Source organism: Candidatus Buchananbacteria bacterium CG10_big_fil_rev_8_21_14_0_10_42_9, from assembly GCA_002773845.1.
GTDB lineage: Bacteria > Patescibacteriota > Patescibacteriia > Buchananbacterales > 21-14-0-10-42-9 > 21-14-0-10-42-9.
Genome location: PEZZ01000038.1, coordinates 6,896 through 32,038, shown reverse-complemented (window position 1 = coordinate 32,038; position 25,143 = coordinate 6,896). Strand labels below are relative to the sequence as shown.

At 40.7% G+C, this 25,143-nt stretch carries 25 protein-coding genes; 16 read left to right on the top strand and 9 right to left on the bottom strand.

Translation table 11 applies throughout. The annotated features are described in order from the left end of the window. Nucleotides 1-133 precede the first annotated feature (133 nt). The 10 genes from COT81_04975 to COT81_04930 all read left to right on the top strand — a co-directional run bounded on the left by COT81_04975 (nucleotide 134) and on the right by COT81_04930 (nucleotide 9,754). Entirely contained in the window at nucleotides 134-505 is a 372-nt protein-coding gene (locus tag COT81_04975; GenBank protein PIS04742.1) for a 30S ribosomal protein S15, read from the top strand. Nucleotides 506-543: 38 nt separating this feature from the next. Beyond that, entirely contained in the window at nucleotides 544-1,065 is a 522-nt protein-coding gene (locus tag COT81_04970) for a hypothetical protein (GenBank protein ID PIS04741.1), read from the top strand. A 112-nt stretch (nucleotides 1,066-1,177) separates the two neighbouring features. After that, complete coding sequence (gene pnp / locus COT81_04965; GenBank protein PIS04740.1) at nucleotides 1,178-3,394, top strand: polyribonucleotide nucleotidyltransferase; 2,217 nt, start codon at nucleotides 1,178-1,180, stop codon at nucleotides 3,392-3,394. Between the two features lie 16 nt (nucleotides 3,395-3,410). Then, nucleotides 3,411-4,832, top strand: coding sequence for a hypothetical protein (locus tag COT81_04960; GenBank protein PIS04739.1), 1,422 nt, complete (start codon nucleotides 3,411-3,413; stop codon nucleotides 4,830-4,832). Between the two features lie 552 nt (nucleotides 4,833-5,384). Further along, the gene (locus tag COT81_04955; GenBank protein ID PIS04738.1) at nucleotides 5,385-5,756 is read left to right on the top strand and encodes a hypothetical protein; all 372 of its coding nucleotides are present in this window, start codon (nucleotides 5,385-5,387) and stop codon (nucleotides 5,754-5,756) included. Continuing rightward, on the top strand, nucleotides 5,753-6,202 hold the full coding sequence (locus tag COT81_04950; GenBank protein PIS04737.1) for a hypothetical protein: 450 nt from the start codon (nucleotides 5,753-5,755) through the stop codon (nucleotides 6,200-6,202). The genes COT81_04955 and COT81_04950 overlap by 4 nt, the downstream gene beginning before the upstream one ends. Further along, nucleotides 6,199-6,804, top strand: a complete 606-nt coding sequence (locus COT81_04945; GenBank protein ID PIS04736.1) for a hypothetical protein — start codon at nucleotides 6,199-6,201, stop codon at nucleotides 6,802-6,804. The genes COT81_04950 and COT81_04945 overlap by 4 nt, the downstream gene beginning before the upstream one ends. Nucleotides 6,805-6,883: 79 nt before the next feature. Further along, on the top strand, nucleotides 6,884-8,404 hold the full coding sequence (locus tag COT81_04940; GenBank protein PIS04744.1) for a magnesium chelatase: 1,521 nt from the start codon (nucleotides 6,884-6,886) through the stop codon (nucleotides 8,402-8,404). Nucleotides 8,405-8,451: 47 nt separating this feature from the next. Beyond that, nucleotides 8,452-9,093, top strand: a complete 642-nt coding sequence (locus COT81_04935) for a hypothetical protein (protein ID PIS04735.1) — start codon at nucleotides 8,452-8,454, stop codon at nucleotides 9,091-9,093. 1 nt (nucleotide 9,094) lies between these two features. Further along, nucleotides 9,095-9,754 carry a 2-deoxyglucose-6-phosphatase gene (locus tag COT81_04930; protein ID PIS04734.1) on the top strand — a complete coding sequence of 220 codons (660 nt, stop codon included), beginning with the start codon at nucleotides 9,095-9,097 and terminating at the stop codon, nucleotides 9,752-9,754. A 1-nt stretch (nucleotide 9,755) separates the two neighbouring features. Here COT81_04930 and COT81_04925 read toward each other — a convergent pair whose 3' ends face one another. Both COT81_04925 and COT81_04920 read right to left on the bottom strand, forming a co-directional pair. Further along, complete coding sequence (locus COT81_04925; protein ID PIS04733.1) at nucleotides 9,756-10,517, bottom strand: hypothetical protein; 762 nt, start codon at nucleotides 10,515-10,517, stop codon at nucleotides 9,756-9,758. 7 nt (nucleotides 10,518-10,524) lie between these two features. Beyond that, complete coding sequence (locus COT81_04920) at nucleotides 10,525-10,875, bottom strand: hypothetical protein (protein ID PIS04732.1); 351 nt, start codon at nucleotides 10,873-10,875, stop codon at nucleotides 10,525-10,527. 28 nt (nucleotides 10,876-10,903) lie between these two features. On the opposite strand from COT81_04920, the gene COT81_04915 reads away from it, so the two are divergent. The 3 genes from COT81_04915 to COT81_04905 all read left to right on the top strand — a co-directional run bounded on the left by COT81_04915 (nucleotide 10,904) and on the right by COT81_04905 (nucleotide 13,884). Beyond that, entirely contained in the window at nucleotides 10,904-12,085 is a 1,182-nt protein-coding gene (locus tag COT81_04915) for a hypothetical protein (GenBank protein PIS04731.1), read from the top strand. A 178-nt stretch (nucleotides 12,086-12,263) separates the two neighbouring features. Beyond that, entirely contained in the window at nucleotides 12,264-12,971 is a 708-nt protein-coding gene (locus COT81_04910) for a TIGR00341 family protein (GenBank protein PIS04730.1), read from the top strand. After that, the gene (locus COT81_04905; GenBank protein ID PIS04729.1) at nucleotides 12,958-13,884 is read left to right on the top strand and encodes a hypothetical protein; all 927 of its coding nucleotides are present in this window, start codon (nucleotides 12,958-12,960) and stop codon (nucleotides 13,882-13,884) included. Before COT81_04910 ends, COT81_04905 begins: the two co-directional genes overlap by 14 nt. A 64-nt stretch (nucleotides 13,885-13,948) precedes the next feature. Here the strand turns inward: COT81_04905 and COT81_04900 are convergent, their stop codons facing one another. The 4 genes from COT81_04900 to COT81_04885 form a co-directional block, all read right to left on the bottom strand. After that, nucleotides 13,949-14,350 carry a hypothetical protein gene (locus tag COT81_04900; GenBank protein ID PIS04728.1) on the bottom strand — a complete coding sequence of 134 codons (402 nt, stop codon included), beginning with the start codon at nucleotides 14,348-14,350 and terminating at the stop codon, nucleotides 13,949-13,951. A 160-nt stretch (nucleotides 14,351-14,510) separates the two neighbouring features. Further along, nucleotides 14,511-15,548, bottom strand: a complete 1,038-nt coding sequence (locus COT81_04895) for a ribonucleotide-diphosphate reductase subunit beta (GenBank protein ID PIS04727.1) — start codon at nucleotides 15,546-15,548, stop codon at nucleotides 14,511-14,513. A gap of 39 nt (nucleotides 15,549-15,587) precedes the next feature. After that, entirely contained in the window at nucleotides 15,588-18,512 is a 2,925-nt protein-coding gene (locus COT81_04890) for a ribonucleoside-diphosphate reductase subunit alpha (protein ID PIS04726.1), read from the bottom strand. Between the two features lie 725 nt (nucleotides 18,513-19,237). Next, the gene (locus COT81_04885; GenBank protein PIS04725.1) at nucleotides 19,238-20,194 is read right to left on the bottom strand and encodes a hypothetical protein; all 957 of its coding nucleotides are present in this window, start codon (nucleotides 20,192-20,194) and stop codon (nucleotides 19,238-19,240) included. Nucleotides 20,195-20,697: 503 nt separating this feature from the next. On the opposite strand from COT81_04885, the gene COT81_04880 reads away from it, so the two are divergent. After that, the gene (locus COT81_04880; protein ID PIS04743.1) at nucleotides 20,698-21,351 is read left to right on the top strand and encodes a transporter; all 654 of its coding nucleotides are present in this window, start codon (nucleotides 20,698-20,700) and stop codon (nucleotides 21,349-21,351) included. A gap of 103 nt (nucleotides 21,352-21,454) precedes the next feature. Further along, nucleotides 21,455-21,739: a hypothetical protein gene (locus COT81_04875; GenBank protein ID PIS04724.1), complete on the top strand. Its 285-nt coding sequence runs from the start codon at nucleotides 21,455-21,457 to the stop codon at nucleotides 21,737-21,739. Nucleotides 21,740-21,849: 110 nt separating this feature from the next. Here COT81_04875 and COT81_04870 read toward each other — a convergent pair whose 3' ends face one another. Continuing rightward, entirely contained in the window at nucleotides 21,850-22,968 is a 1,119-nt protein-coding gene (locus COT81_04870) for a hypothetical protein (GenBank protein PIS04723.1), read from the bottom strand. A 3-nt stretch (nucleotides 22,969-22,971) separates the two neighbouring features. Then, entirely contained in the window at nucleotides 22,972-23,538 is a 567-nt protein-coding gene (locus tag COT81_04865) for a hypothetical protein (GenBank protein ID PIS04722.1), read from the bottom strand. Between the two features lie 57 nt (nucleotides 23,539-23,595). On the opposite strand from COT81_04865, the gene COT81_04860 reads away from it, so the two are divergent. Then, nucleotides 23,596-24,609, top strand: a complete 1,014-nt coding sequence (locus COT81_04860) for a hypothetical protein (protein ID PIS04721.1) — start codon at nucleotides 23,596-23,598, stop codon at nucleotides 24,607-24,609. Nucleotides 24,610-24,648: 39 nt separating this feature from the next. On the opposite strand, the gene COT81_04855 is transcribed toward COT81_04860, so the two are convergent. Beyond that, nucleotides 24,649-25,143, bottom strand: a 495-nt coding sequence (locus tag COT81_04855; protein ID PIS04720.1) for an AcrB/AcrD/AcrF family protein, incomplete at its 5' end; no start/stop codon positions are given.

Genomic DNA, 25,143 nt, shown 5'->3' with positions numbered 1-25,143 from the left:
CTGTGGTATACCCGAATAAATTGGAATTGACAATTTTTAAATAATATGATAGACTCTCAAACACTTAATTAACTAAGACGGTGTCTCGGATTGGCGATATTACCAACCTTGGATACACGTTAAGGACAAACACATGCTGACAAAAGATCAGAAAGAAAAGATCATTAAAAAATACCGAACCCATACAACAGACACGGGTTCACCGCAAGTCCAAATTGCAATTTTAACAGCTGAAATCGACTATTTGACTAAGCATTTAAAGCAGCATAAAAAAGACTTTTCTTCTCGCCGGGGTTTAATTCGCAAGGTCGGGGAACGGCGTAGTTTGCTTAACTACTTGTTCCGCGAAGATGAAACGGCATGGGAAGACATTGTCAAAAAATTAAAGATTAAAATTGCCCGTCCACAAACCGAAGAATTATCAGAAATCGGCAAGGAACGCGACGCGGCCGCTGCTTTAGAAGAAAAGACAAGCAAAGAGGAAAAAGAGACTGCGGACGAATAAAATCCTGCGCACCAGGATTTTTTTATTAAATCAAAGATATGGTTAAGCACAAAGAACAGCGAGTGGGCGTCTTTTTAGACGCGGCTAACATGTACCACTCAGCCAAAAATTTATATAAACGACGCGTTAATTTTAAAGAAGTGTTAAAAAGCGCGGTGGCCGGCCGAAAATTAATCCGCGCCATTGCCTACGTCATTAAATCTGAATCCCAAGAAGAACGCAGCTTTTTTGAAGCCTTAGACAAACAAGGCTTTGAAGTCAAAAGCAAAGACCTGCAAGTCTTTATCGGCGGCTCAAAAAAGGCTGATTGGGATGTCGGCATTGCCGTTGACACAATTAAATTAGCTGACCGGTTAGATTCTATTATTTTAATCTCCGGTGATGGTGACTATGTGCCCTTGGTAAAATATTTACAAGAAAACAAAGGCTGCCAAGTTGAAGTTATCGCTTTTGGTAAAACGTCATCCAGTAAATTAATTGAAGCGGCTGACGACTACACCGATTTAGGCGGTAACACTTCCAAATACTTGATTCATTCAGGTACGGCGCGACGTCGTTAATTGATAATTAAATAATTAATATTAAAGTGGTTGGCAGACCATCTGAGCTTTTTGCTTGCGCGCAAATTAAGAGTTCAGGCGCCTGTCAATCACCTAAGAAAGGAACTTTTGTATGGAAGTTAAAAAATATGAAACCTCTATTAACGAGGTGCCATTAGTTTTAGAATTTGGGGTGATGGCAAAACAAGCCACCGCCTCTTGTACCGTGCGCTACGGCGACACTATGGTGCTAGCTACTGTGGTAATATCTGAAACCGCGCGGGAAGGCATTGATTTTTTCCCGTTATCCGTTGAATACGAAGAGCGCCTGTATGCGGCCGGAAAAATCAAAGGTTCGCGCTGGATTAAGCGCGAAGGCAAACCCACCGATGAAGCCGTATTGTCAGCCCGTTTAGTTGACCGTGCCATCCGCCCACTTTTCCCTGACTACATTAAAAACGAAGTCCAAGTAATTTTTACGGTGCTCTCTTACGACGGTGAAAATGATCCGGACATTGCCGCCATGATCGGCGCTTCTGCGATTTTATCAGCTTCCCCCATTCCTTGGGATGGCCCAATTGCCGGTACTCGCATTGGAATTTTAGATGAACAACTCATCATTAACCCAAAAACAACACAAATTGATGATTCTACGCTTGATGTTTACGTCGCTTCTAAAGCTGAACGAGTCATTATGTTAGAAGCTGGCGCTAAAGAAATTCCGGAAGAAAAAGTGGCTGAAGCAATTGAGTTAGCAATAAAAACTAATCAGCCCTTAGTAAAATTAATTAATAAAATTCAGTCGGAAATTGGAGAAACTAAGCTTGAGGCCAGCCGATTTTCACCAGCGGAAACGGGCGAGGCCAAAGTTAATTTAAATAAATTAGTCGATGGCTGGATTAAGTCAGAAGCTAAAAAAGTACTGTACTCATCAACCACGAAACAAGGCGGTCCAGGCAATAAAGAACTAATTGCCATTCTGAAAGACAAATTAGCTGAATATCTAGTGGCTCAAGAAATTGATCCGGCTGAAGTTAAAAATATTACTAGTCAACTTAAGTGGATGTTGGGCGGTTTGGCTTCAGAAATGATCTTAAAAGAAGGCAAACGAGTTGACGGGCGGGCGTTAGACGAAATTCGCCCGTTGGGAGCACAAGTTGCATTGCTGCCGCGCACGCATGGATCCGGTTTGTTTAACCGCGGCGAAACCCAAGTGCTGTCAATTGTCACGCTTGGTTCACCAGGCGATAAACAACAATTAGACGGCATGGAAGAATCCGGCTCAAAACGCTACATGCACCATTATAACTTCCCGCCCTTTTCGGTTGGCGAAGCCAAACCCATGCGCTTCACTTCTCGCCGTGAGATTGGACACGGTGCTTTAGCCGAACGCGCTTTGGAAGCTGTCCTGCCGCCTGAGTCTGAATTTCCTTACACTATTAGAGTGGTGTCTGAAACTTTAGGCTCTAACGGCTCTTCTTCAATGGCTTCAACTTGCGGCTCGACCTTGGCCCTAATGGACGCGGGTGTGCCGATTACTAAGCCGGTGGCTGGTATTGCAATGGGCATTGCGACCGACGATCAAGATAATTACAAAATTCTTACTGACTTACAAGATGTTGAAGACGGCGACGGTGGTATGGATTTTAAGATTACCGGCACCGCTGACGGCGTTACCGCTATTCAACTAGACTTAAAAAACAAAGGCTTAACCATGGCCATGATTAACGAAACTTTTGTCCAAGCCAAAAAAGCCCGGATGGAAATTTTGGATGTTATGCAAAAAGCCATTCCTGAAGTACGGCAATCGCTCTCTATTTACGCTCCGCGAATTGAAACTATTCATATTGACCAAGATCAAATCCGCGATGTTATTGGCCCGGGCGGAAAAGTCATAAATGAAATTATTGACGCAACCGGCGTGGATATTAATATTGAGCAAGACGGCACGGTCACGGTCACTTCGGTTGACCCAGACGGCATGCAAAAAGCATTGGATTGGATTAGGGCAATTACTCGCAAAGTGGAAGTTGGTGACGTTTTCGACGATGGGAAAGTAACTAGGTTAATGGATTTTGGAGCATTTGTAGAAGTGCTTCCGGGCAAAGAAGGCTTAGTCCATGTGTCAGAAATGGCGTGGCACCATGTTGACACGCCCGGCAGCGTGCTCAAGGTGGGAGATACGGTTAAAGTCCAATGCATCAAAATTGATGAACAAGGAAGAATTAATCTATCCATGAAAGCCTTACTGCCAAAACCTGAAGGCTACAAAGAAACTGATCGCCCCAACCGAGACAGAAAAGATAAGCGCTTTAATAATCGCTCTCATAAGCGACCATTTAAACGCTAATAACGCGCATGGGCCCATGCACGACCCCTTGCTAAAACCCACGCTTCTCACGCCCCAAAAAATAACGAGCCTTGTTATACTAATCGCTATCGGTATCGGGCTCGTTTTGGTTTGGCCAATTATTCAAAAACGCTTTGGGCCAACGGACTTATCAAAATACTTACCGGCTAATAGCATCGTATTTATTAATCTAAAAGAATCTAGCTTTAATCCGGCAGCGACTAAAGAAGCCTTTAATTTCCCGGCTTTACAAACAAGCCTTAGCCGCTGGTTTGCCATAAGTCCAGAGCTCGTAGAAACTATCTGGGACTCAATCAATGACCAAGCCGCACTAGCCTGGATACGGCAAAATAATGATATTGCACCAATCATAATTTTAAGCACAAAAAATCATCAGCTTGCCGCCGCGGCTCAAAGTGAAAATTTAAACGCGATAACTCTTGATAAAAATATTTTAGCCCTATCTCCAAACGCATCAGTGCTTAAGCCACTAATGCAAATTACGCCCGAAGCATCATTAGCCAATGCCATACCTAATCGCTATCTTAACCCATTTGTACTTATCTATATTAACACCGATCAGCCGCTAGCCGGGCAACCATTTGAGTCAATTTCCTTTATCAATTATTTGGCCAACCTTTACGAAGTAAAGTCTCTCACTTTTTATCTTAATCGCGGTGACAACCGGTTTGAATACACTGCCTTTATGCAATCCGGTAAATCAGATTTGGATTTTATCAGCGCTGCGCCCTTAGCTTTGTTTGAACAGCTACCCAACAACATTTTTGTCGCCTTAAACGACATTAACCTAGCCAGTCTATTTCAAAACTTAGGGCGGCAAAATCCAGCCATTGCCAAAGCCTATGAACAAATCATCAACCGCTGGCAGCAAAAATACGCTTTTAATTTTTCGGCTGATGTAATCCCGTTAATTAATCAAAAGTCAGACTTGATTATGGCTAAACCGCATACCACAAGCTCCCTGGCCTTTGTTTATAAAACAAAATTATCCAAAAGCCAAGAGCAAAATTTAAACGCGATCATTCGCCATATTATCGCCCGCGAGTTTCCTGAAGTTAAAAGCCGAGTTTTACCAGACGGTACTGAAGTTGATGAGCTAATTTTTAATCCCGACCGGTTTAGCTTCACGGCTAATACTTTAAACGGTGTCACTTTATATAGCCTGCCGGTGCCAGAAGCCAACCTTACGATTAATCATGCCCGGGTTAACAATGAAACTTTGATTTCTAACAGCCAAGAACTTTTAAAACAACAAATCTACGCACCGCCAAATGAAAATCTTTATTGCCCAAGCGAACAATCATCATTTTTAGTGTTCTTGCCTGCCCCTAAGTTACTAAACTACTTTGACGCTAAAACCATATCTATATACTTTGACCAAGGACCTTTTATTACCGGCTGCTTTCACAAAAATTAATTAGATGTGGATAAGTTGTTAAAACATTGTGCGAGCGATAAAGTGCCTGCTTCAAGCTATGCAAGTTAAAAAATTTCGCTAAATTAACATTAATTCCTAAAGTAAATAGCGGCATGATTGACTTTCACAATTTTTACTGGTATAATAAAAGAAGCACTTTAGAATCGGTTTTGGGGCTTTGGGATAAATTCCTTAAATTTAGCCTAAAGCTCCGTACCTATCAGTTTTTGTTTAGCTTTTGAAGTTCGCCAAAAGCGCATAAAATAAAAACCAAAAATACCACTAGGTGTGGCCATAAAGAGTCCATCACCGTCTGATGGGTGCCGGTAGCTAGAGCGAATACTAGCATCTATGGTCATTTTCTGAGTTTAGGTATATCATGTGTCCTTTCACGGGTGTCCCTTTCAGAAGTTGATCAACCAGAGGGGCACAGCCACTAATTTATTATCTTTGGGGCTTAGTAGCCCCTCTTTTGTTTTTTATTTTTCTGAAAATCAAAGGGATTGACCTGCTTTTCTGTTTTAGCTATACTATTTTAGTCAAAATAAACCTATGGATTCAAAAACATTAGAACAAATTAAGGGCAGCTTAGAGGCTGAAAAAACCAGGCTCGAAGAAATGTTGAAAGGCTTTACCACCAAAGACGAGAATATCAAAGGTAATTACAACGCCAACTGGAACGAGTACGGTGATAAGGAAGACGAAAACGCCGCCGAAGTGGCCGACTATTCAGATGCTTTATCATTGGAGCAAAATTTAGAAAAAACTTTAGCTGACGTCAAAAAGGCACTGGATAAAATTGATAAAGGAGAATACGGGGTCTGTCATTTTTGCGGTCAACAAATTGACGAACGGAGATTAAAAGCTAGACCAACTTCTTCGTCTTGTGTTAACTGTAAAAAGCAATTCAAAGGTGAAAAATGAAAATTTCTAAAGCTTACCATGCCGGTTTGGTTCTTACTTTGCTCGCCGGGGTGATTGACAGGGCTTTTAAAAATTACTTTTTACAAAATCCCGGGGCACATTGGGATTTTTTTAGTTTCATTACTTTTCAAAAAACTACTAACCAAGGCATTGCGTTTAGCTTGCCCCTGCCGAGCGGCATTACTGTGGCTTTAGTTATTATTATTATACTAATATTGGTCAGTTGGCTAATTCAAAATTTTAAACAAGGTGTAAATCGTCATCTAATTTTAATTTCTATGGTTGTGGTAGGTGCAATTTCTAATCTCATCGACCGAATTCAATATGGCCATGTTATCGATTACATCTTTATTTCCTACTTTACCATTTTTAACTTAGCCGATATCATGATTACATTTGGCATTGGCATAATTTTGTTACAATTATTTAAAACCAAAAAATTATGAAGCTTTTAAAACCTGGACAACTGCCAATCTTAATTTTCAACGTTATCATGTTGGGTTTTTTTGCCGTGCTTTACGGCTCCCGCGGCAACTATGAATTTCTAATGTACATCGGGGTTATCATAATAATTTTATTTGTTATTTTAGCGGCTAACAAAAAAATAGCTTTCCCCAACGCCGTACTTTGGGCTTTAACGGCCTGGGGTTTGATGCACATGTCTGGCGGCGCTTTTTATCCAGGCGGCACCTTACTTTACAAAATAATTTTAATCCCAATTTCAGAAGAATACGGCATTTTTCGGTTTGATCAATTTGTTCATGTTGTCGGTTTTGGAGCCGCCACGTTAGCTATGTACTATTTATTAAAACCACTGCTACGATCAAACTTAACCAAATGGACCGCTTTATCAATTGTAGTGGTGATGGCCGGGCTCGGGGTCGGAGCATTGAATGAAATCATAGAATTCATCGCGGTGGTAATTGTGCCAGAAACCGGCGTTGGAGGATACAACAACACTTCATTAGATTTAGTGGCAGATTTAATTGGGGCGCTAATTGCCATAGCATACATTCAAATAGTTGAAAAAAAGCGCAAAATAGTATAAGATGACCCTGTTATCCTGAGTGTTGCGAAGGATCTCAAAAGACGGCGCAAAAAAGCGCTGTTTTATTATTGTTATAAATATGAGTTTCAAAATCTATTCTGTGGCTTTGCTGGGATTGGAAGGCAAATTGGTAGAAGTTGAAGTTGATACTTCAGCCGCTCTTCCCGGCACAAGCATCGTCGGCTTGCCTGACAAAGCGGTCGACGAATCAAAGGAGCGGGTGCGTTTAGCCATAAAAAATTCAGACCTGCCAATTCCCCGTACAAAAATCACGGTTAACTTGGCACCGGCCGATTTAAAAAAACAAGGCACCTACTATGATTTGCCAATTGCCCTTGGCACGGTCATGGCTTCACGACAACTTAAGATAAATAAAGATCTGTCACAATCTTTATTTATCGGTGAACTCGCTTTGGACGGAAAAGTACGGCCCGTAAATGGAATGCTCTCAATCGCTGTGTTTGCAAAAAAGCATGGCTTTACCGAAATCTTTGTCCCGGCTAAAAACGCGGCTGAAGCAACCTTAATAAAGGGCTTAAACATATACCCCATAAAAAACTTAAAGGCATTAGTGCAACACTTGTTAGATAATGAACCAATTCAAGCGGCGCCAAAAATTAAACCAGATAATGTTACGCGCGCAGAAAGTGGAGAGGATATGGCGTACATCAAAGGTCAATTTCACGTTAAACGCGCCCTAGAAATAGCCGCCGCTGGCAATCACAATATTTTAATGGTTGGTCCTCCAGGCACTGGCAAAACTATGCTCGCCAAAGCGTTTGCGTCAATTTTGCCCCCAATGAATCTAAACGAACAATTAGCGGTAACTAGAATTTATAGTTTAATTGGCGAACTGCCCAAAGATTCTCCTTTAATTTCTAAACGACCGTTTCGCAACCCGCACCATACCGCCTCCGGACCGTCGTTAATCGGCGGCGGCACCTGGCCTAAACCTGGAGATATTTCTTTGGCGCATCGAGGGGTTTTATTTTTAGACGAACTGCCTGAATTTCCCAGATCAATTTTGGAAAATTTACGCCAGCCGCTAGAAGAGGGTACTGTCACGGTGTCGCGCATAGCTGGATCAATTATTTTTCCGGCTAAGTTTATTTTACTCGCCGCCATGAATCCATGCCCATGCGGTTTTGTTAATGATCCGACCCAACACTGTGTCTGCTCAGCTAATCAAATTTTGAAGTACCAAAAAAGAATTTCTGGGCCTCTGCTTGATAGAATTGATTTACATGTCACGGTTCCAAAAATTTCATTTTCAGAAATTACAACATCCAAGGTTGCGGAAAGTTCAGCTGAGATTAAAAAACGCGTCGTTAGGGCACGAGAGTTGCAGGGCCAAAGATTTGAAAAATTGCCGATTTTAACAAACTCTGAAATTCCCAGCCGCCAAATGGAAATTTTCTGCTATTTAGATGAAGCCTGTCAAAATCTGATGAAACAAGCAGTGACTAAGTTTCATCTGTCGGTTCGAGCCTACTTTCGGGTAGTAAAACTTGCCCGCACTATCGCCGATTTATCTTATGAGCTAAAAATTAAACCAGAGCATATCGCTGAGGCGCTTCAATACCGTCCTAAAGTTGAATAGGCAGGCTTGACCACGGCTAAATTTTTGTTTATGCTGGTATCCATCGTATGCCAGACATTGAAAAAATTCCTAACCCGCCGACAAAAAGAGTGTTTGATATCATTACTAGCTTGTTTATTTTGTTATTATTGTCACCTTTAATTGTAGTAATACTTCTAGCCATGGCGCTTGAAGCTTTAGTTTCTAATCAAGCCAGGCGGGCTTTTTTATACAAAGAAACCAGAATTTCACAAGGCCGACTTTTTACATTTTATAAATTTAATATCTTCACTAAACAAGGTTTGAGTCAACACCAAGTTAATGGGATTATACACACAAAAAATTTGGAAAAAAATAAATCCAACTTAACTTTTGTCGGCAAAATTTTAAAGCAAATTTATTTTGACGAATTGCCGCAAATTATAAATGTCTTAAAGGGTGATATGAGCTTAGTTGGCCCAAGGCCAACTAACCAAGAAAACTCGGAACGCCTATTTAAAGAAGGTCAGCACGCCAAATATATTTTAAAAGCCGGCATCACCGGATTTTTCCAATCGCACAAAGGCCTAGAAGTTCACGGTGACCAAAACGAATTAGATATGGAATACGCTGAATTTATTAAAAATAATCCCGGCTGGAAAATTATTTTATACGACATTAAAATTTTACTTATTTCAGTTAAAACCGTGCTGCGGGCGGAAGGAATTTAATATGAAACAAGCGGTTATTTTTGATATGAATGGAGTTCTTATAGACAGTGAGTCGTTTTGGCATGAAGTAACTTATGATGTCTATAAAAAATTTAGCGTGCCGGTTGAAAACGAAGATATGCACGACACCATCGGTTTTAAGTTAGAAGAAGCAATTCAATATTGGCACAATAAATATCAGTGGGAAAATTTTGACGTCCAAAAAACAAAAGAAAAAATGACTAATCGCATGATTGAACTTGTGAAAGCGGACGGAACTGCCTGCAATGGTGTCTATTCCGCAATTGAATTATTACTCAAAAACAACTTCACCCTTGGCGTTGCCTCCGGGTCATCGGCAACACTCGTTGATGCGGTTTTGCAAAAGCTCAATATTAAACAATACATTGCCGTTGCCTATTCTGCCGACACTGAACCATACGGCAAACCTCACCCCGGCACCTATTTAAGCGCCGCCAAAAAACTTCAATGCTCGCCAAAAGATTGCATTGCAGTTGAAGATTCACCCAACGGTGCCTTATCGGCCAATCGAGCCGGCATGAAATGTATTTTAGTACCTGATCAAATAGCAATCACCGATAAACGATTTGAAAACATCACCCCTGATCTCATACTTAACTCGTTAAGCGAGCTAACATGCAATCACTTAAAAAATTTATAGTTTATTGGACGATAATTGTTTGCGGGTCTGCCCAGCCTGACAATTCAGCTTTTGTTTGCACATAGCCTTTGACATTAACATCACTGCCTATATGCAAACCAAAATGCAAATGTTTGCGCTCGCCGTCGGTTTCTGCTGTACCTCCTTTACCCAAAATTCCAATTTGTTGGCCTTGCTTAACTTGCGTGCCATTCGCGACAAGTGATTGTGGGGCTAGGTGGCCGTAAATTGCAACATACTCTTGCCCATTTATAGTATGGCTAATTGCAATCATCCCCCCATACCCGCCCACATAACCTGAACGCATCACCTGGCCATCAGCCACAGCAAAAACGGCTACGTCCTCAGCCACGTCGCCATACTCTACATCCACGGCCGTATGAAAACCTCTAAATCGTTCTGTCTTAACTGGTGAGTTTTCTGGCGTGACGTAAATGCCAAACGGTTTTTTAGTAATCCGCTCACTAAATTCATTGATTGGAGCAATGATCGATGAATTTTGCTCGTCAAAAAATTCAACGCTGCCTAAAATTTTATCAATCATCACTTGATCTAGTTTCGGGCGTTGACCAAATACATAAAAAATCGTTGGGTTGCTGTCGGTTGAACGAATATCAGTAACGTTATGCCTTTCATTGCGCCACTTCGGTTGATGCGGGAAATTTACCACGCCCGGTTTTTTCTCAATATCGTACACAACCGCCGGCCGGCCGTTAATTTCTGTTTCAGTACGCTCAAAAATGGTAACCGTTGAAAGGGTCAAAAATTGACTAGCGCGAAAATAACGTAAAAATATTTTGAGATTTATCTAAGTTATTTTCTCCTGGTGCCTGTGGGTCATAGAAATTAATTGCTTCTATGGCCGGCACGGATTCTACTGCCCAATTTTTAGGAATACTTAAACTCAAGCTAAAAGCCGATGCCGCTTGTGGAATTGAATTAGAATTAACCTTTTGCCAATCAGGCTCAATTTTTTGAACCGGGTCAACATTTTTTGTTGATATATCAATTGATTGATTTGTTGGCGATTCGTTGACCGGGGACGTATTGCTTGAAAAGATTAAACTGCATCCGGACAAAACTACTAAAAAGCTCAATAAAATAAATTGCGGTTTAGACATAAAGATAACCTTACGGTAAAATAAATATATGAAAAAATCAACTCAGAAAAGTAGCGGTAAACACGTTTTGGTACTAGATGTTGGCACAACCGGCATTAAAGCCATTGTTTTTGACAACGATTTAAACGAAATTGCAATCGCTAGTAATCCATTGCCTAAAAGAGAGTTTAAATCACATTGGGTTGAACAAAATCCGCCGGACTTATTGCGCATATCACAAAACACATTAAGGCAAGCGGTCAAAAAAAGCCAACTTCAACCAAATGAATTCGGCGGCTTCGGCTTAACCAACCAACGTGAAACTACTATTTTGTGGGACACCGTCACAAGGAAAGCCGTTTACCCAGCCATTGTGTGGGAAGATAAACGCACGGCTAAACATTGTGCCAGTTTAAAAAAGTACCAACAAACAATTTTACACAAAACCGGGCTAGTAATTGACCCATATTTTTCGGCCACTAAAATTAGTTGGATTTTAGAAAATATTCCGGCGGCCAAAAAATTACTAGCCCAAAAACGCTTAGGCTTTGGCACGGTTGACTCTTGGATTTTATGGAACTTTACGCAAGAACAAAATCATGTGACTGACTACACAAACGCGTGCCGCACCCTTTTGTTTAACATAAGGACATTAAAATGGGACAAATCTCTGCTTGATATTTTTGAAGTACCTAAAACCATTTTACCCAAAATTAAACCATCTAAATCAAATTTCGGCACTTTAAAAAAATCAATTCTAGGCTTTAGTTTGCCTGTTAAAGCCGTCATTGGAGATCAACAATCAAGTGCCTACGCCACTGGCGTTAAACGAGGCCTAACTAAAATTACTTATGGTACGGGAACTTTTATCAACCAAAGCATTGGCCGTACGTTTCAGCTTCACCAACCTTTTTTTACAACGCTTTTGCCAAGCGGTAAAAAACCGCTTTACGCGGTTGAGGGAAAAATTGAATCATCAGCATCCAAAGTCAGCAAAGCTTTAAACCGGCCAATTCAATTAAATAAAATAATTACTGAAATCGCCACAGACGTAAATTTTTTTGTTCAAAATTTACCGCTTAAACCTAAACAAATTATTGTTGATGGCGGTATTACCCAATACCCAGACTTAATAAAAATTCAATCACGTATTTCAAAAATTCCAGTGGTTAGGCAAATCACCCATAATGGCACTGCCCTTGGCGTTGCTAAATTAATTTTAGACAATTAATCTACCCAAGAAAGCGGGTTGGGTAAGGCGCTAGGCTAAAACCCACAAAGGACTTATAGTTTATTTTCTCGTTCACTACCCCGCCCCTAATCCTCGCCGCCTCTTTAGGGGAACTTACTAACTTTTTCATTCCAGCTGTCCAGTTGTCAATGCTGGCAATTTTTCGTACAATTAAACTATGGCCTTACCGCTTTTTATGCATCTGTCTGATGCTGACAAAGAAAAAGCAATCCAAAGTCTAATTGCCAATAGCTCACCGCGGCAGGACTTTTTTTTAATGATGTCACTGTCGATTGTAATGGCAACTTTTGGACTGTTAATTAATAGTGGGGCCATAATTATTGGCAGTATGCTAATTGCCCCGCTACTATATCCACTACTAAGTTTGTCGCTCGGCATAGTTATTACCGATCCAAAATTAATTTTAAGATCTATTTATACCATCATTAAAGCCTCAGCCATAGCAGTAGTTATTGCCGCTATTGTAACTTTGTTGTTTACCCCTAACTACAAACCAACGGTTGAAATTATCGCCCGCACCCATCCGACATTGGAATATCTGCTTATCGCGATTGTGGCTGGTCTCGCGGCTTCATTTTCACTCATTAAGCCGGAGTTGAATGAAAGATTTGCCGGTGTGGCCATATCAGTAGCGTTAATTCCGCCGCTGGCCGTCAATGGCATTGGTATAGCTTGGGTTAATTGGGAAGTTTTACGTCAATCATTATTATTGTACATCATCAATGTTATTGGCGTAGTGTTTTCAAGTCTAGTCGTATTTTCATTAATGAATTTACATCGCCAAAGAAAAGTGACCCAAAAAGCCGTCAAAAAAGAAGAGCAAATTATTAAAAAAGAACAAGAGTCAATTGATGAAACGACGTAATTTTAGCATTATTGTAATTGCGTTTATCCTCCTCGTCGCCGGAGGTTATTATTTTATTACTTTGCCAAACCAGCCGGCTCCGACTGGACAATTAAAAATTGCGACAACTATTTTCCCGATTTTTGATATAGCCCAACAAATCGGGGGGGATGACCTGGAAGTAATTTTAATTTTACCGCCCGGAGCTTCGCCGCACACATACGAACCCACGCCAAGTCAAATACGGGCACTGCAAAACACAAAGATTTTCTTTAAGGTAGGGTTGGGCTTAGACGATTGGGCTGATAGTATCGCCCGCAGTGTCGACACCGCCAAAATTGTCGCTTTAGATAAAAATATTGATGTTAAAGCTGGTTTAGAGCATGAAGACGAAGAAGATGAAAATAATCAAGATCATAAAGGCCAAGATCCTCATTACTGGCTTGATGCCCGTAACGCAATAATTATGGCTCAAACTATCACTCAAGAATTAAGTGCTCTTGACCCAAGCCAAGCTAACACTTATCAAACAAACTTAGCTATCTTAACCGAAAAACTAAACAACACGCACAAACAAGTCAAAAATCAATTATCAGAACTTAAGAGAAATAAACTTTTAGTCTTTCACGACTCGTGGAATTATTTTGCCCAAGCCTACGGCCTTGAAATTATCGCCGCGGTTGAGCCATCACCTGGACGAGAACCAACTCCACAGTATTTGCAAAACTTAACTCAACAAATAAACCAATATAACATATCGGTAGTTTTTTCTGAGCCGCAACTGCCAATTGATACTATTAAGCCGTTTTTAGATGATCTCAATTTATCGTACTCTGTGCTTGATCCAATCGGTGGTGTACCGGGCAGAGATTCGTATATTGAACTTTTAAACTATAACGCGAATACTATCAAAGCTGCTCTTAAGTATTTATAAATTTTAACCGCACCGTCGGCACTTGGCCTTGGGTGAGGTTGGGTTTGAACATGCGGGATAGTGGTTACGCAGCCGCTTCGTAAAGCTCTGCGCTCGGAGCAGCCCGAACGGCATCAAGCACAAAGCTCATCGTGAAGTGAAGCCGCCCCTCCGGGTCGACCACCGTGGCGCCCGTTGTCTCGATACTACCTACGGTGCCATTCCATTTCACCCGCGCATCGGTCATCAGCGACTTGACCGTCGCCGACTTGATGGCCAGCCCCTGCTCACGGCAGTACTGGTCGACCTGCTCGAGTGAAACCGGGTCCCACCCGCCGTTGGACTGGGCAAGTCCGACCAAGGCCGCAGCCGCCTCATTGGCCATGGGGTCATGACCTAGCAACAGATAACCTCTGGAAGTGTCGATGTGGCGCGGTTGCACCACACACTTCCTTGGCTCAGTAATTACCACCTTTGCACTCCTCATAATTTGGCCTCCTAACAGTTGTGGCTATTGGGTGCTTAGACACTTTTACAAAAAATGTTAACTTAGTCAACTAATTATCCCAAAAGGTAAGGACAGGCTTCAAGCCTGTCCTTACTGTATTTTTGTTTTAATTCCCGCTTTAATGCGAAAATTTATATCGTTAGTCCCACTCCAGGGAGCCACCAGTTTGGTATTCAATCACGCGCGTCTCAAAGAAATTCTTTTCTTTAGAAATATCAATCGCTTCACTCATCCAAGGAAACGGATTTTCATTATTATATTGGGGCGCTAAGCCAATGCGTTGTAAACGGCGATCAGCTATAAATTGAATGTACTTTCTAAAACTTTCCGCGTTCATGCCAAAAATACCTTTTGGAAAAACACTTGAGGCAAACTCACATTCTAGTTCCACGCCTTGCTTTATTAAGTCAATCGCGTGCGCTTGAAATTCCGGCGTCCACAATTCCGGCTGCTCTTCTTTAATGGCATTGATAATGTTAATGCCGAAATTCAAGTGCTGTGATTCGTCGCGCATAATATATTGAATTTGTTCGGCACAGCCAACCAGCTTACCTTGCCGTTGAAAACCAAACATAACGGCAAACGAACTGTAAAAGAAAATGCCTTCCATAATCAACGCAAACACCACCATGTTTTCCAAAAACTTCTGGTCATTCTCAAAGGTTCCGGTTTTAAAATTCGGATTAAAAATACCCTCATTAAAACTTAAAACAAATTCATCTTTGTTATAAATTGAATCAATTTCGCGATACATGTTAAAAATCCGGCTTTCATCTAGCGCTAATGATTCAACCATGTATTGGTACGCGTGCGTGTGAATAGCTTCCTCGTAACCTTGGCGCAATAAATACATGCGGCACTCGGGCGAGGTAATATGTTTGTAGGTTGCTAACACAACATTATTTGCCGCTAACGAATCAGCAGTCGCAAAAAATCCAAGCACAACTTCCAAAGCTTCACGCTCGTCGTCAGATAAAACCGAATTAGAACGCCACTGCTCCACATCTTTTTGCATATTAATTTCAGTTGGCAACCAATGATTAGCATTGCCGGCGTTATAAGCGTCCCAAGCCCAGGTATGTTTCATCGGGAATAGTTGAATTACATCGGCGTCGGCACCGTTAATGACGCGGCGTTTATTGATATCAACTTTTTCAGACGTTCTTTTAATTGGCATTTCTGTTGTTACAAGTTAATTGTTAACTGTTATTAGTTACTACTGGCAAGCTTCGCAATCCGGATCTTCAATTTTACAAAGCTTTGGCTCGGCTTTAGGCTGGCTAGATGAAGAGGTTGGCGCATCGGGGCTGCTTGCTGCCGAAGAGTTAATTTCAACCGGCGATGGATTAGATGCCGGTAATGGATCTGGCGCAACTGCCGCACTTGAGGCAACCGAACCTTGAACTTGATTGTCTGCGCTAATCGCTTGCGCCGTTACCGGTTGCGCCACTTTCTTCTCCGCTTTTTTACGCAAATGGGTAACACCGACTTCGGCCTTAGACGTTGATTTCTCTACCTGCGAAGCCGCTAGGGTGCGCAAATAGTAAGTTGTCTTTAAGCCCCGCCGCCAAGCTTCAATATATATCTCTGAAATTTCTCGGCCTGAAGTTGTGCGCGTGAACAAATTCACTGACTGGCTTTGGTCAATCCACTTAGCTCGATGAGCAGCGTGTTGGATAATCCAATGTGAATTGATTTGAAAAACTTCTTTATACTTATCTTTCAATTCTTGCGGAATACCGGGGATGTCTTCTAAGTTGCCGTCATTATATTTTAACTGCTCCAACATGTCATCATTCCATAAATTCAACTTTTTCAAATCATTAATCAAGTATTCATTAACAACCGTAAACTCCCCGCTTTGGTTGGATTTAACGTAAATATTTTTATAAATCGGTTCAATCGTGGGGAAACATCCGGAAATATTGGCAATTGTCGCCGTTGGGGCAATTGCCATAGTGTTAGAATTTCGCATGCCATGTTCTTTAACGTGTTTGCGCACTGGTTGCCAATCTAACTTGCCGTCAAGTGAAATACCAGTCGCTTCACCGCGTTCGGTCTCTAGCAACGCTAAGCTATCAATCGGGAAAATGCCTCTATCCCATTTTGATCCTTTAAAAGTACTGTAAGCGCCTTTTTCTTTGGCCAACTTAGACGAAGACAAAATCGCGTAGTAGGAAATAAATTCTTGGGTTTCGTCAGAGAATCGAACCGCTTCATCACTATCAAAATTAATGCCCATAATATAAAAAGCATTTTGCAAACCCATTATGCCAAGCCCAACTGGGCGGTGGCGCATGTTAGCATTACGTGCTTCTTTGGTTGGATAGTAATTTAAGTCCACCACATTATCCAACATGCGCATGGCTATAGTTACGGTTTCTTCCACTTTGTCTTTATCCAAGCCTCTATCAGTAACATGTCGGGCTAAATTAACTGAACCTAAATTGCACACTGCTGTTTCGTCAGCTGAAGTGTTTAAAGTAATCTCGGTACACAAATTTGAACTATGGACCACGCCAACATGGTCTTGCGGTGAACGCACATTACACGCGTCTTTCCACGTCATCCACGGATGGCCGGTCGAAAAAAGCATGGTAATCATCTTTTTCCAAAGATCTTGGGCTGGAATTCGCTTAAATAAGGCAATTTTACCTTCATCGGCCATTTTTTCGTATTCACTGTAGCGCGCTTCAAACTCTTTGCCATAAATATGGTGTAAATCAGGTGTTTCGTCCGGAGAAAATAAGGTCCAATCTTCATTATTTAACATACGTTTCATAAATAAATCCGGAATCCAGTTAGCGGTATTGGTATCATGAGTGCGACGGCGTTCATCTCCAGTATTTTTACGAAGCTCTAAGAAGTCTTCAATGTCATAATGCCAAGTTTCTAAGTATACGCAAGTAGCCCCTCGCCTTTTCCCGCTGCGGTTAATTGCGGCAGTGGTAGCATCGGCTATATTTAAAAACGGAATCACACCCTGAGAATGAACATTAGTGCTTTTGATAAGCGAGCCAGTGCCACGGATGTTAGTCCAATCGTTACCCAATCCCCCAGACCATTTTGAAAGCTCAGCGTTATCGGCAATGGATTTAAAAATATGCGTTAAATCATCTTCTACCGTGGTTAAGTAACATGAACTCATCTGTGCGTACGTAGTGCCTGAATGAAACAGGGTTGGAGTTGACGCGACATAACGCAAGGTGGATAACATTTCGTAAAATTTAGCCGCCCACTTATCTTTATCTTTTTCGTTCAAAGCTAAGCCCATAGCGATACGCATCCAAAAATATTGTGGGGTTTCTAAAAGCGCTTGTTTATTGTCGCGCAGGAAATAACGGCCATGTAATGTTTCGGCGCCAAGATAATGGAAAAGATGATCGCGTTCTGGTTTTAATAATTTGGAAATTTTATCCAAGTCGTAAGTTAATATGCGCGGATCAAGCCGGCCGGCATCGACCGATTTTTTTAATTGGGCGGCAAACTGATTATGGTAACGCTCATTAAAACTTTTATCTACTTCATACACGCCTAAAACGCTGCGGTAAACATCGTTAAATAAAATGCGCGCGGCCAAAAATGAATAAATTGGATCTTTTTCAATTTTTGCCCGTACCACCATCGCCAACGCCTGATTAATTTCCGAAGTTTTAATTCCGTCATACAAACTGGTTTTAACTTCATCAACAATTTTGTGAATATCAATTTTTGCGTCTAAACCTTTCGCGCAAGCCGCCACAAAATCTTCGATTTCTTTAATGTTGAACGGCACCACCTCTCCATTACGCTTTGTGACGCTTAAATCGCTTTTAGCCACTCGTTCCAACAGCTCAGCTTCTTCTTGTTGACGTATTTTTTTGTGTTCTTCTCGATAAACAATGTAAGAACGAGCCACGTCAAAGTAATCGCGTTGAATTAACATCTTTTCAACAATGTCTTGGGTGTCTTCTACGCTTGCGGTGCGTTCTTTGAAATAAATTTCTAGAACTGAAATTACATCTTCAGTGATTGAGGGAATAACCCAGTCTTCAACTTTGACACTAGCCGCATTAAAGGCTTTAGCGATAGCGCTTTCAATACGCGACCGGTCAAAATCGACGATCGTGCCATTACGTTTTTTAATTTTTGTTATCGGCATATCTTTGTAGCTCGCTTAATTATTTATTTTTAGAGAGAATAAAAAATAAGGATTACGAGTTTTTCCTTATTCTTGATTTTAAATAGCCCGCCTATCAATTATACTCTTAAATTTGGGACCGCTCAAATTAACCGAAAAGTGTACCCCGAGAAATGTCAAGCTTTTGCCTTCAGGCTCTGAAATTTTAAGCCAAAAAAATTCTCAATTTAGCAAAACTGTGCCCAAACAAAGCCTAAGGGCCTTGCCTTAAGGCTATAGCAGCATGCCGCCAAAGCACTTCATCCACAAGGCAACGCCGGTTTCTCAAATCGGCATCTCAAAATTCCAAGCGCCTGACATCCTGCCGCAGTAGACAGCTTTCGTATTCATGGCTTATCAAAATCAATGAGCGGTAAAAATGATTATATACCCTCAAGTCCAAGATGGCAAGGGTTAACCAGTCAATTTGTCCACAAAAATTTCGCCCAAGCCAAAAAATTTTGTTTTAAGATGAAAAATTTCAAGCTTAAATCAATTATCAACTATTAACTAGAAGATTTTTTATAATCCAAACTCACCAGGGCAGGCCCATACAGCATAATCATCAAAAATCCGCCAGCGATGGAAATATTTTTCAAAAATGAGCCCTTTGATTCTGATCTGAAAAATCAAAATGGATCATAAAAGCTGCCAGAGGGCCAAATTTTTGTAAAGCTTTCATAAGTTTTTGTTAACAATTTAATGGTTCAGCTTAAACTAATATACTGCCGGTGTACTGTTCCATACTTCCACATAAATAACTCTGAATAGTAATGGAAAAACCAAAAAAAATATACGACCGAGGAAACCAAATAAATTGCCGAATACTCTCTGAGCAAGTATGCCATCAAAAAAGAAAGCAAAGGACATAATATAAAAATTGGAATTTTTGTAAAATGAAACAGCTTATAAAAATAATTTTTTATCTCCCCGATGTTACGATTGTGATCATGGGCGATATAAAAAGCAAAAGCGGTTATGTCATGAACTAAAACTAAAGCTAAAAAAGTAAAAAAGTAATATCCTGCAATATAGTAAGACAATGCTAAAACAAACAAGAAAAAATTTGCCCATAAATAAATAGCTCCTTTTTTTGTTTTAGAGTTTTTCAGCGCTAAGATATTGAAAGCTAAAACCACTGGCGCAAAAAAATAAATTAAAGGATTTAAGTATGTTCTAAAATCAACCCCAAAAAAATCTGGAACGAAAAGCACGACATACGCAAGCATAAAAAATGCTAACACTGAATATCGCCACGCAAAATAGAAAAAACCTATATTTCTCATTAATAATTTTGTAACCCCAGTCAACTGTCCATACAAATGATAACTAGAAAAAAGCAAATTCATTAAAAAGATAACTTCCCAACCAATAAAAAAAGGTATCAATAAAACGGCAACAATGATTACTGGCAGCCCGTAAACTAATGGCTTTTTATAAGCGGTAAAATATTCCTTATCGGCGAAGCTAAAGGCGCTAGCTATCGCGTGCGGGAAAAAGAAAACCAGGATAAATAAACCCCACCAATTCGGGGAGTTGGGCAGCAAATTTTTAATGTAAGCACCAAAAAAATAATAATCAATCAATAAAATAACCCCTAAAATTGGGGCAACTAAATAAATAGCGATTAAAAAATTCTGATTTATACTAATTGCTCTATCCATAAATGTATGGCAATGGTATTATATCAAAACTCAAATTGCATTAAAAGGTGATATTTTGATATGATGATAACCATAAATCAAAATTTATCGGAAGAAAATTAAGTCTGCTTCGCGGGAAAACCGAAGCCACACGCGCTGAATATGAAATACATTATGGCAAAGCCATAAAAAGAGGCTAGATTACTACGTTAGCTTATTTGAAAAATTAAATTCATAAATATGGGACAAAATAGTGCCGCTAAGGCCAGAACCAAGCACGCCAAGCGAAAAACTAAGCTTGGTAAATCACTCAAGAAAAGAACCCGCCGGCTGAAGAAAAAATAACCCTTCGGCTACGCTCACGCTTAACTCGGGCGATAAATATTTTATTTACCGAGCTTGGCGAGGTTTAAAAATAAAGGCTTTAAATTCATAAACATTTTTTATTACATAAATTAATGGGTGGCATTACAATAATTCTTATTTGGTTTACTGCCATGCTCACGGTTGCTAGTGTGGCGTCAATGTTAGGTAAGCGTTATGGCGCGGTTTTTCCAATTACTGCGATGGCAACTTTAATTGTGATAGCAAACATAGTCGCTTCAAAAATTGTAACTTTTGGGCCACTCACCGTATCGGCTGGAGTGATTGCCTTTTCAACTACTTTTTTTATCACTGATATATTATCGGAAGTTTGGGGCAAACGAACCGCTCAAAAAGCAGTATGGGTTGGCTTTTTTGCAAACCTGATTTTAGTTCTGACCATCTTTATTGCAATCAAGTGGCCCGCGGCCGATTTCTCTTTGGAGTACGCAGAAAAGTTTAGCGAAGTTTTGGGGCCCGCACCGCGCATTGTGTTAGCTTCAATGATCGCTTATTTGATTTCGCAAAATCACGACGTGTGGGCATTTCATTTTTGGAAAAAAGTAACTCGCGATAAATTTTTGTGGCTGCGAAATAATTTTTCAACCGTTATTAGTCAACTGCTAGACATTGTTATTTTTACTACCATTGCTTTTTACGGAGTTTTTGAAACCCATGAATTAATCGGCATCATTACCGGTGAATACATCGTTAAAGTCATAATTGCATTAATTGACACGCCGTTTATTTATTTAGTAGTGCAAATTGTAAAAAAAATTACCCCGCGCCAAAAAGTTGTGGAACAAAAAATTTAAAATTGCATTAACAAAAAGTAAAAAGTGATTTGACTTTTTGCTTTTTTTATGCTATATTAATAAATAGGCGGCCAAACATGCAGCTCGAAAGGAGCAACAAGGTATGGTGACCCTCGTAGTTTCCCTCCAAGATGGCGGTCCCCCCGCCAAACAAGAGACGCTCGAGGGTGTCGAAATTGTTGGATGGGGTGGCTATCCATTCATTCTCCTGGCAGGAGACGACGCCCATCCCGGAATACTCTGGGCGGAAATTATCGGCGTAAACACCGTCGGTGACAACAGCCTGGAGTTGGTGCTTAAACCGGACCACGAGCTGACGCACTTCGCGAAAGCCAACGCTGGTTGGTTTATCAGCAACCCGGAACCTGCTCTCGCACTCGCGGCGTAACCGGCGACAAAGCGCGCCGGGCAAACAAAAACAAAATGCGGGCAATCAGTTTTGCCCCAACTGACGACTCTACGCCTCGTGGAGTCGCCACCCTTTCTAAGAGGGTTTTTTTATTTGACCAAAAAACTTTTAGGGAATTGAACAAATTCTTTGTGACCTGACTTAGTTACGAGCACTGTGTCCTCAATTCTGACTCCGCCAAAACGTTTATAATACAATCCAGGCTCGACGGTTACTACACTGCCCAATGGTAGTGATTTTTTTAATTCGCCAATAGTGGGGGCTTCGTGAATATCTAAACCCACGCCATGGCCTGTGCCGTGTGTAAAACCTTCAGTATTTTTAGTTTCAAAACCTAAATCTTTAAAATAAGTATGAATAGCTTGGTGAATTATATATCCCGGCACTCCAGACTTAACCATATCCAAACCCAATTGTTGCCCGCGCAAAACCGCTTGGTGCATGGCAACTAATTTTTTGGGCGCCTCGCCTTTGCAAAAAGTTCTGGTCATGTCAAAAAAGTAACCACTTTGGCTACTGCGCGGAAAAATATCGCAAACAATACTTTGATGTGCCTTTAAAACTCCATATCCTGGATGATGCGGAATAGCCGCCTGCCTGCCACCAGAAATTATCATGCCGTGCTGTAAATCCAAATTGTAATCTAAAAAAATATGGCTGATTTCTTTCTTAAGCCACTCGCTCGTTAAAGGCTTACCTTTGTAACGTAATTTTTTATCAGAACTAATTTTACTATCGCGCAAAACTTTTTTAATAAAGCTAAAAGCTTTGACCGTTCCTTCTGCCACTTTTTTTATCTCTTTTACTTCGCTCGGTGACTTAATTTCTCGTTTAGGAAATAAAGGATACTGCAACTTAACTTTAATTTTATAAACTTGGCGTAACACTTCTACATCACCCGAATCAGCCTCAGGCGTCATTAAAATATTTTTAATTTTTCTTTGGCGGCAAATTAATCCAGCTAAATGAACTTGATAACGGCCAAGCGGTCTTTGCTTAGGCAATTTTTTTAACATGCCGTCAGTTAAATGAACGGCAATACTTTCGGGGCAATGCTCTTGGCACCAATCGTATTCACGCGAATCCACAAACACATGCCCGTGCCCGTTAACTTCTAAATAAATAAAAGGGTCAGGTAAATTGGCCTTGGCCGCATAGCGCATATCAGAATTCAAGCTGGAAGCAATGATAAGTTTAGCCGTGGCCATAATTTATAAAAAGGGAACCTTAATTTGACCGCTTGATTTGGTGGCAACAATTTCTTCCCGTAAACTTGAAAAATCCCAAGTTTTTTCAAGCGATGGCAAATTAGTCTCAGTCGCTATATTATTGGTATGAATTGATACCTTAGCACTGCCGGTATATCGTTTAGTTGTAATAGTGCCACCCTCACATGCATTGGCGATGCCGGCCGCTTTAAAACCACCGCAATCGCTATTGTGTATCCATTCGCACATATACGGCTCGTTGAAGATAATTTCAATATCATGATAATTATTGCCGCTGGTTTGGATGTAGCTAATTATGGATTTAGTTTGCGGCTTACAGTCTACTAGTAGGTAACCGTCTGGAGCTTCCTTTTGTCTCACACCTTCTTTAAACATAGCCACAATTTTCCCTTCTTCAGATTTGGCAAATTTTTCTATTCTATTTTGACGATCTAGCGTAAATATGGTCAACAAAGCCACACCGTTAGTCAGTATAAAAGTACCGACAATGATCAACCTCAAGCTTTTTAAAATTAATTGCCTGCTATTAAGCTCTTCTTCTTTTTCCATAATTCAATTATAGCAAAATAGCTCGTTTAAAAGAATTCTTTTTGCTATAATGCCTTTATGAAAGCAATTGTTTATACAAAGCCAGGCGGCATAAAGATTAAGGAAGTACCCAAACCCAAACTTTCTAATTACGAAGTGTTACTAAAAATCAAAGCCGTTGGTCTTTGCGGCACTGATCTACATATTTACAAAGGTAAAATGGATGTAAAACCGCCGCTTATCATGGGCCATGAATTCTCCGGCATCGTTGTTGACAAAGGCCCGTCGGTAACCAATGTAAAAATTGGCGACGCGGTAGTGGGTGAACATGTGGTTACTTGCAAACGCTGCAACTACTGCAAATCTGGCAAACCAAATTTATGCGCCAAAGCCAAAGTAATTGGTCTGCATCGGCCCGGCGCACTGGCTGAGTATCTCGCCATTCCTGCCGATTTAGTCTACAAATTCCCTCGCCGCCAAATTAATTTTGAAGAAGCCGCCTTAATTGAACCGCTATCGATTGCTGTTTATGCGGTTGGCCAAGAACCGGCAGAATTGGATAAAAATGTCGCCGTCATCGGCCAAGGTCCGATAGGTTTATTCTTAGATCAAGTATTAAAAACTTCCGGCGCTAATGTTGTGGGTATTGACACGCTTAACCATCGCCTTAACTTCGCCAAAAAGAAAAAATGGATTGACAAAACGATCAATCCCAAAACTCAAAGCGTAGCCAAGATTATTTCTCACTTTGCTCCTGACGGTGTCGATGAAACATTTGAGGCGGTCGGGATTGAGGCTACCGCTCAAACCGCAATTGATATCACGCGGCGCGACGGCCATGTGTATCTGCTCGGCGTCTTTGAATCTCCCGGGAAATTAGATTTAATGAAAATTGTAAAAAAAGAATTAAATATTCACGGCTCATGGACTTGCGCTTTTGCGTTTCAACCGGCCATTGATTTAGTTAAGAATAAAAAAATTGATCTTAAAAGTTTAATTACTCATCGCTATCATTACACGCAAGCCGAGGAAGCCTTTAAGGGTGCAATTAGTTACAGCCAAAAAAGAATTAAAACAGTTATTACTTTTTAACTGTAATTTAAAACAGCCTAGATTATTCCGGCTGTTTTTTTAAGTTATTATATTTGGTTGGCGGTTTTTAAGCTCAGCTTGAGCTTTACGAATCCGTTTGCGTTCAAGCCAGTAATACCAAATCGGGATAACAAATAAAGTTAAGATAGTAGCAAAGGCAATCCCGAAACCAACCGCCACAGATAGCCCGCGCCAAAATTCATCCGTGAACGCCAGTGGTGTTACACCGATAATAGTAGTTATTGTAGTAAGTAAAATCGGTTGCAACCGTGCCTGGCCAGCTTCAGCAATTGCCACCTCGAGCCTCATGTGCCGCTTGTTAATATTTGTATTAATTCTATCAATTAAAACGATTGCGTCGTTAACCACAATTCCGGCCAAACTAACAATGCCTAAAAAAGTGGCAAAACCAAATGGCAACCCAAGCAATAACAACCCTACTACCACACCAATCATGGCTAGCGGCAACGACAACATAATAACTAACGGTTGTTTAAAAGAATCAAATTGCAAAACCAAAATAAATATAATTAA

Excerpts from the sequence above, each read along its gene's own strand:
- COT81_04975 (PIS04742.1), top strand. The coding sequence starts at position 134 with ATGCTGACAAAAGATCAGAAAGAAAAGATCATTAAAAAATACCGAACC.
- COT81_04970 (PIS04741.1), top strand. The coding sequence starts at position 544 with ATGGTTAAGCACAAAGAACAGCGAGTGGGCGTCTTTTTAGACGCGGCT.
- pnp (PIS04740.1), top strand. The coding sequence starts at position 1,178 with ATGGAAGTTAAAAAATATGAAACCTCTATTAACGAGGTGCCATTAGTT.
- COT81_04960 (PIS04739.1), top strand. The coding sequence starts at position 3,411 with ATGCACGACCCCTTGCTAAAACCCACGCTTCTCACGCCCCAAAAAATA.
- COT81_04955 (PIS04738.1), top strand. The coding sequence starts at position 5,385 with ATGGATTCAAAAACATTAGAACAAATTAAGGGCAGCTTAGAGGCTGAA.
- COT81_04950 (PIS04737.1), top strand. The coding sequence starts at position 5,753 with ATGAAAATTTCTAAAGCTTACCATGCCGGTTTGGTTCTTACTTTGCTC.
- COT81_04945 (PIS04736.1), top strand. The coding sequence starts at position 6,199 with ATGAAGCTTTTAAAACCTGGACAACTGCCAATCTTAATTTTCAACGTT.
- COT81_04940 (PIS04744.1), top strand. The coding sequence starts at position 6,884 with ATGAGTTTCAAAATCTATTCTGTGGCTTTGCTGGGATTGGAAGGCAAA.
- COT81_04935 (PIS04735.1), top strand. The coding sequence starts at position 8,452 with ATGCCAGACATTGAAAAAATTCCTAACCCGCCGACAAAAAGAGTGTTT.
- COT81_04930 (PIS04734.1), top strand. The coding sequence starts at position 9,095 with ATGAAACAAGCGGTTATTTTTGATATGAATGGAGTTCTTATAGACAGT.
- COT81_04920 (PIS04732.1), bottom strand. The coding sequence starts at position 10,875 with ATGTCTAAACCGCAATTTATTTTATTGAGCTTTTTAGTAGTTTTGTCC.
- COT81_04915 (PIS04731.1), top strand. The coding sequence starts at position 10,904 with ATGAAAAAATCAACTCAGAAAAGTAGCGGTAAACACGTTTTGGTACTA.
- COT81_04910 (PIS04730.1), top strand. The coding sequence starts at position 12,264 with ATGGCCTTACCGCTTTTTATGCATCTGTCTGATGCTGACAAAGAAAAA.
- COT81_04905 (PIS04729.1), top strand. The coding sequence starts at position 12,958 with ATGAAACGACGTAATTTTAGCATTATTGTAATTGCGTTTATCCTCCTC.
- COT81_04900 (PIS04728.1), bottom strand. The coding sequence starts at position 14,350 with ATGAGGAGTGCAAAGGTGGTAATTACTGAGCCAAGGAAGTGTGTGGTG.
- COT81_04895 (PIS04727.1), bottom strand. The coding sequence starts at position 15,548 with ATGCCAATTAAAAGAACGTCTGAAAAAGTTGATATCAATAAACGCCGC.
- COT81_04890 (PIS04726.1), bottom strand. The coding sequence starts at position 18,512 with ATGCCGATAACAAAAATTAAAAAACGTAATGGCACGATCGTCGATTTT.
- COT81_04885 (PIS04725.1), bottom strand. The coding sequence starts at position 20,194 with ATGGATAGAGCAATTAGTATAAATCAGAATTTTTTAATCGCTATTTAT.
- COT81_04880 (PIS04743.1), top strand. The coding sequence starts at position 20,698 with ATGTTAGGTAAGCGTTATGGCGCGGTTTTTCCAATTACTGCGATGGCA.
- COT81_04875 (PIS04724.1), top strand. The coding sequence starts at position 21,455 with ATGGTGACCCTCGTAGTTTCCCTCCAAGATGGCGGTCCCCCCGCCAAA.
- COT81_04870 (PIS04723.1), bottom strand. The coding sequence starts at position 22,968 with ATGGCCACGGCTAAACTTATCATTGCTTCCAGCTTGAATTCTGATATG.
- COT81_04865 (PIS04722.1), bottom strand. The coding sequence starts at position 23,538 with ATGGAAAAAGAAGAAGAGCTTAATAGCAGGCAATTAATTTTAAAAAGC.
- COT81_04860 (PIS04721.1), top strand. The coding sequence starts at position 23,596 with ATGAAAGCAATTGTTTATACAAAGCCAGGCGGCATAAAGATTAAGGAA.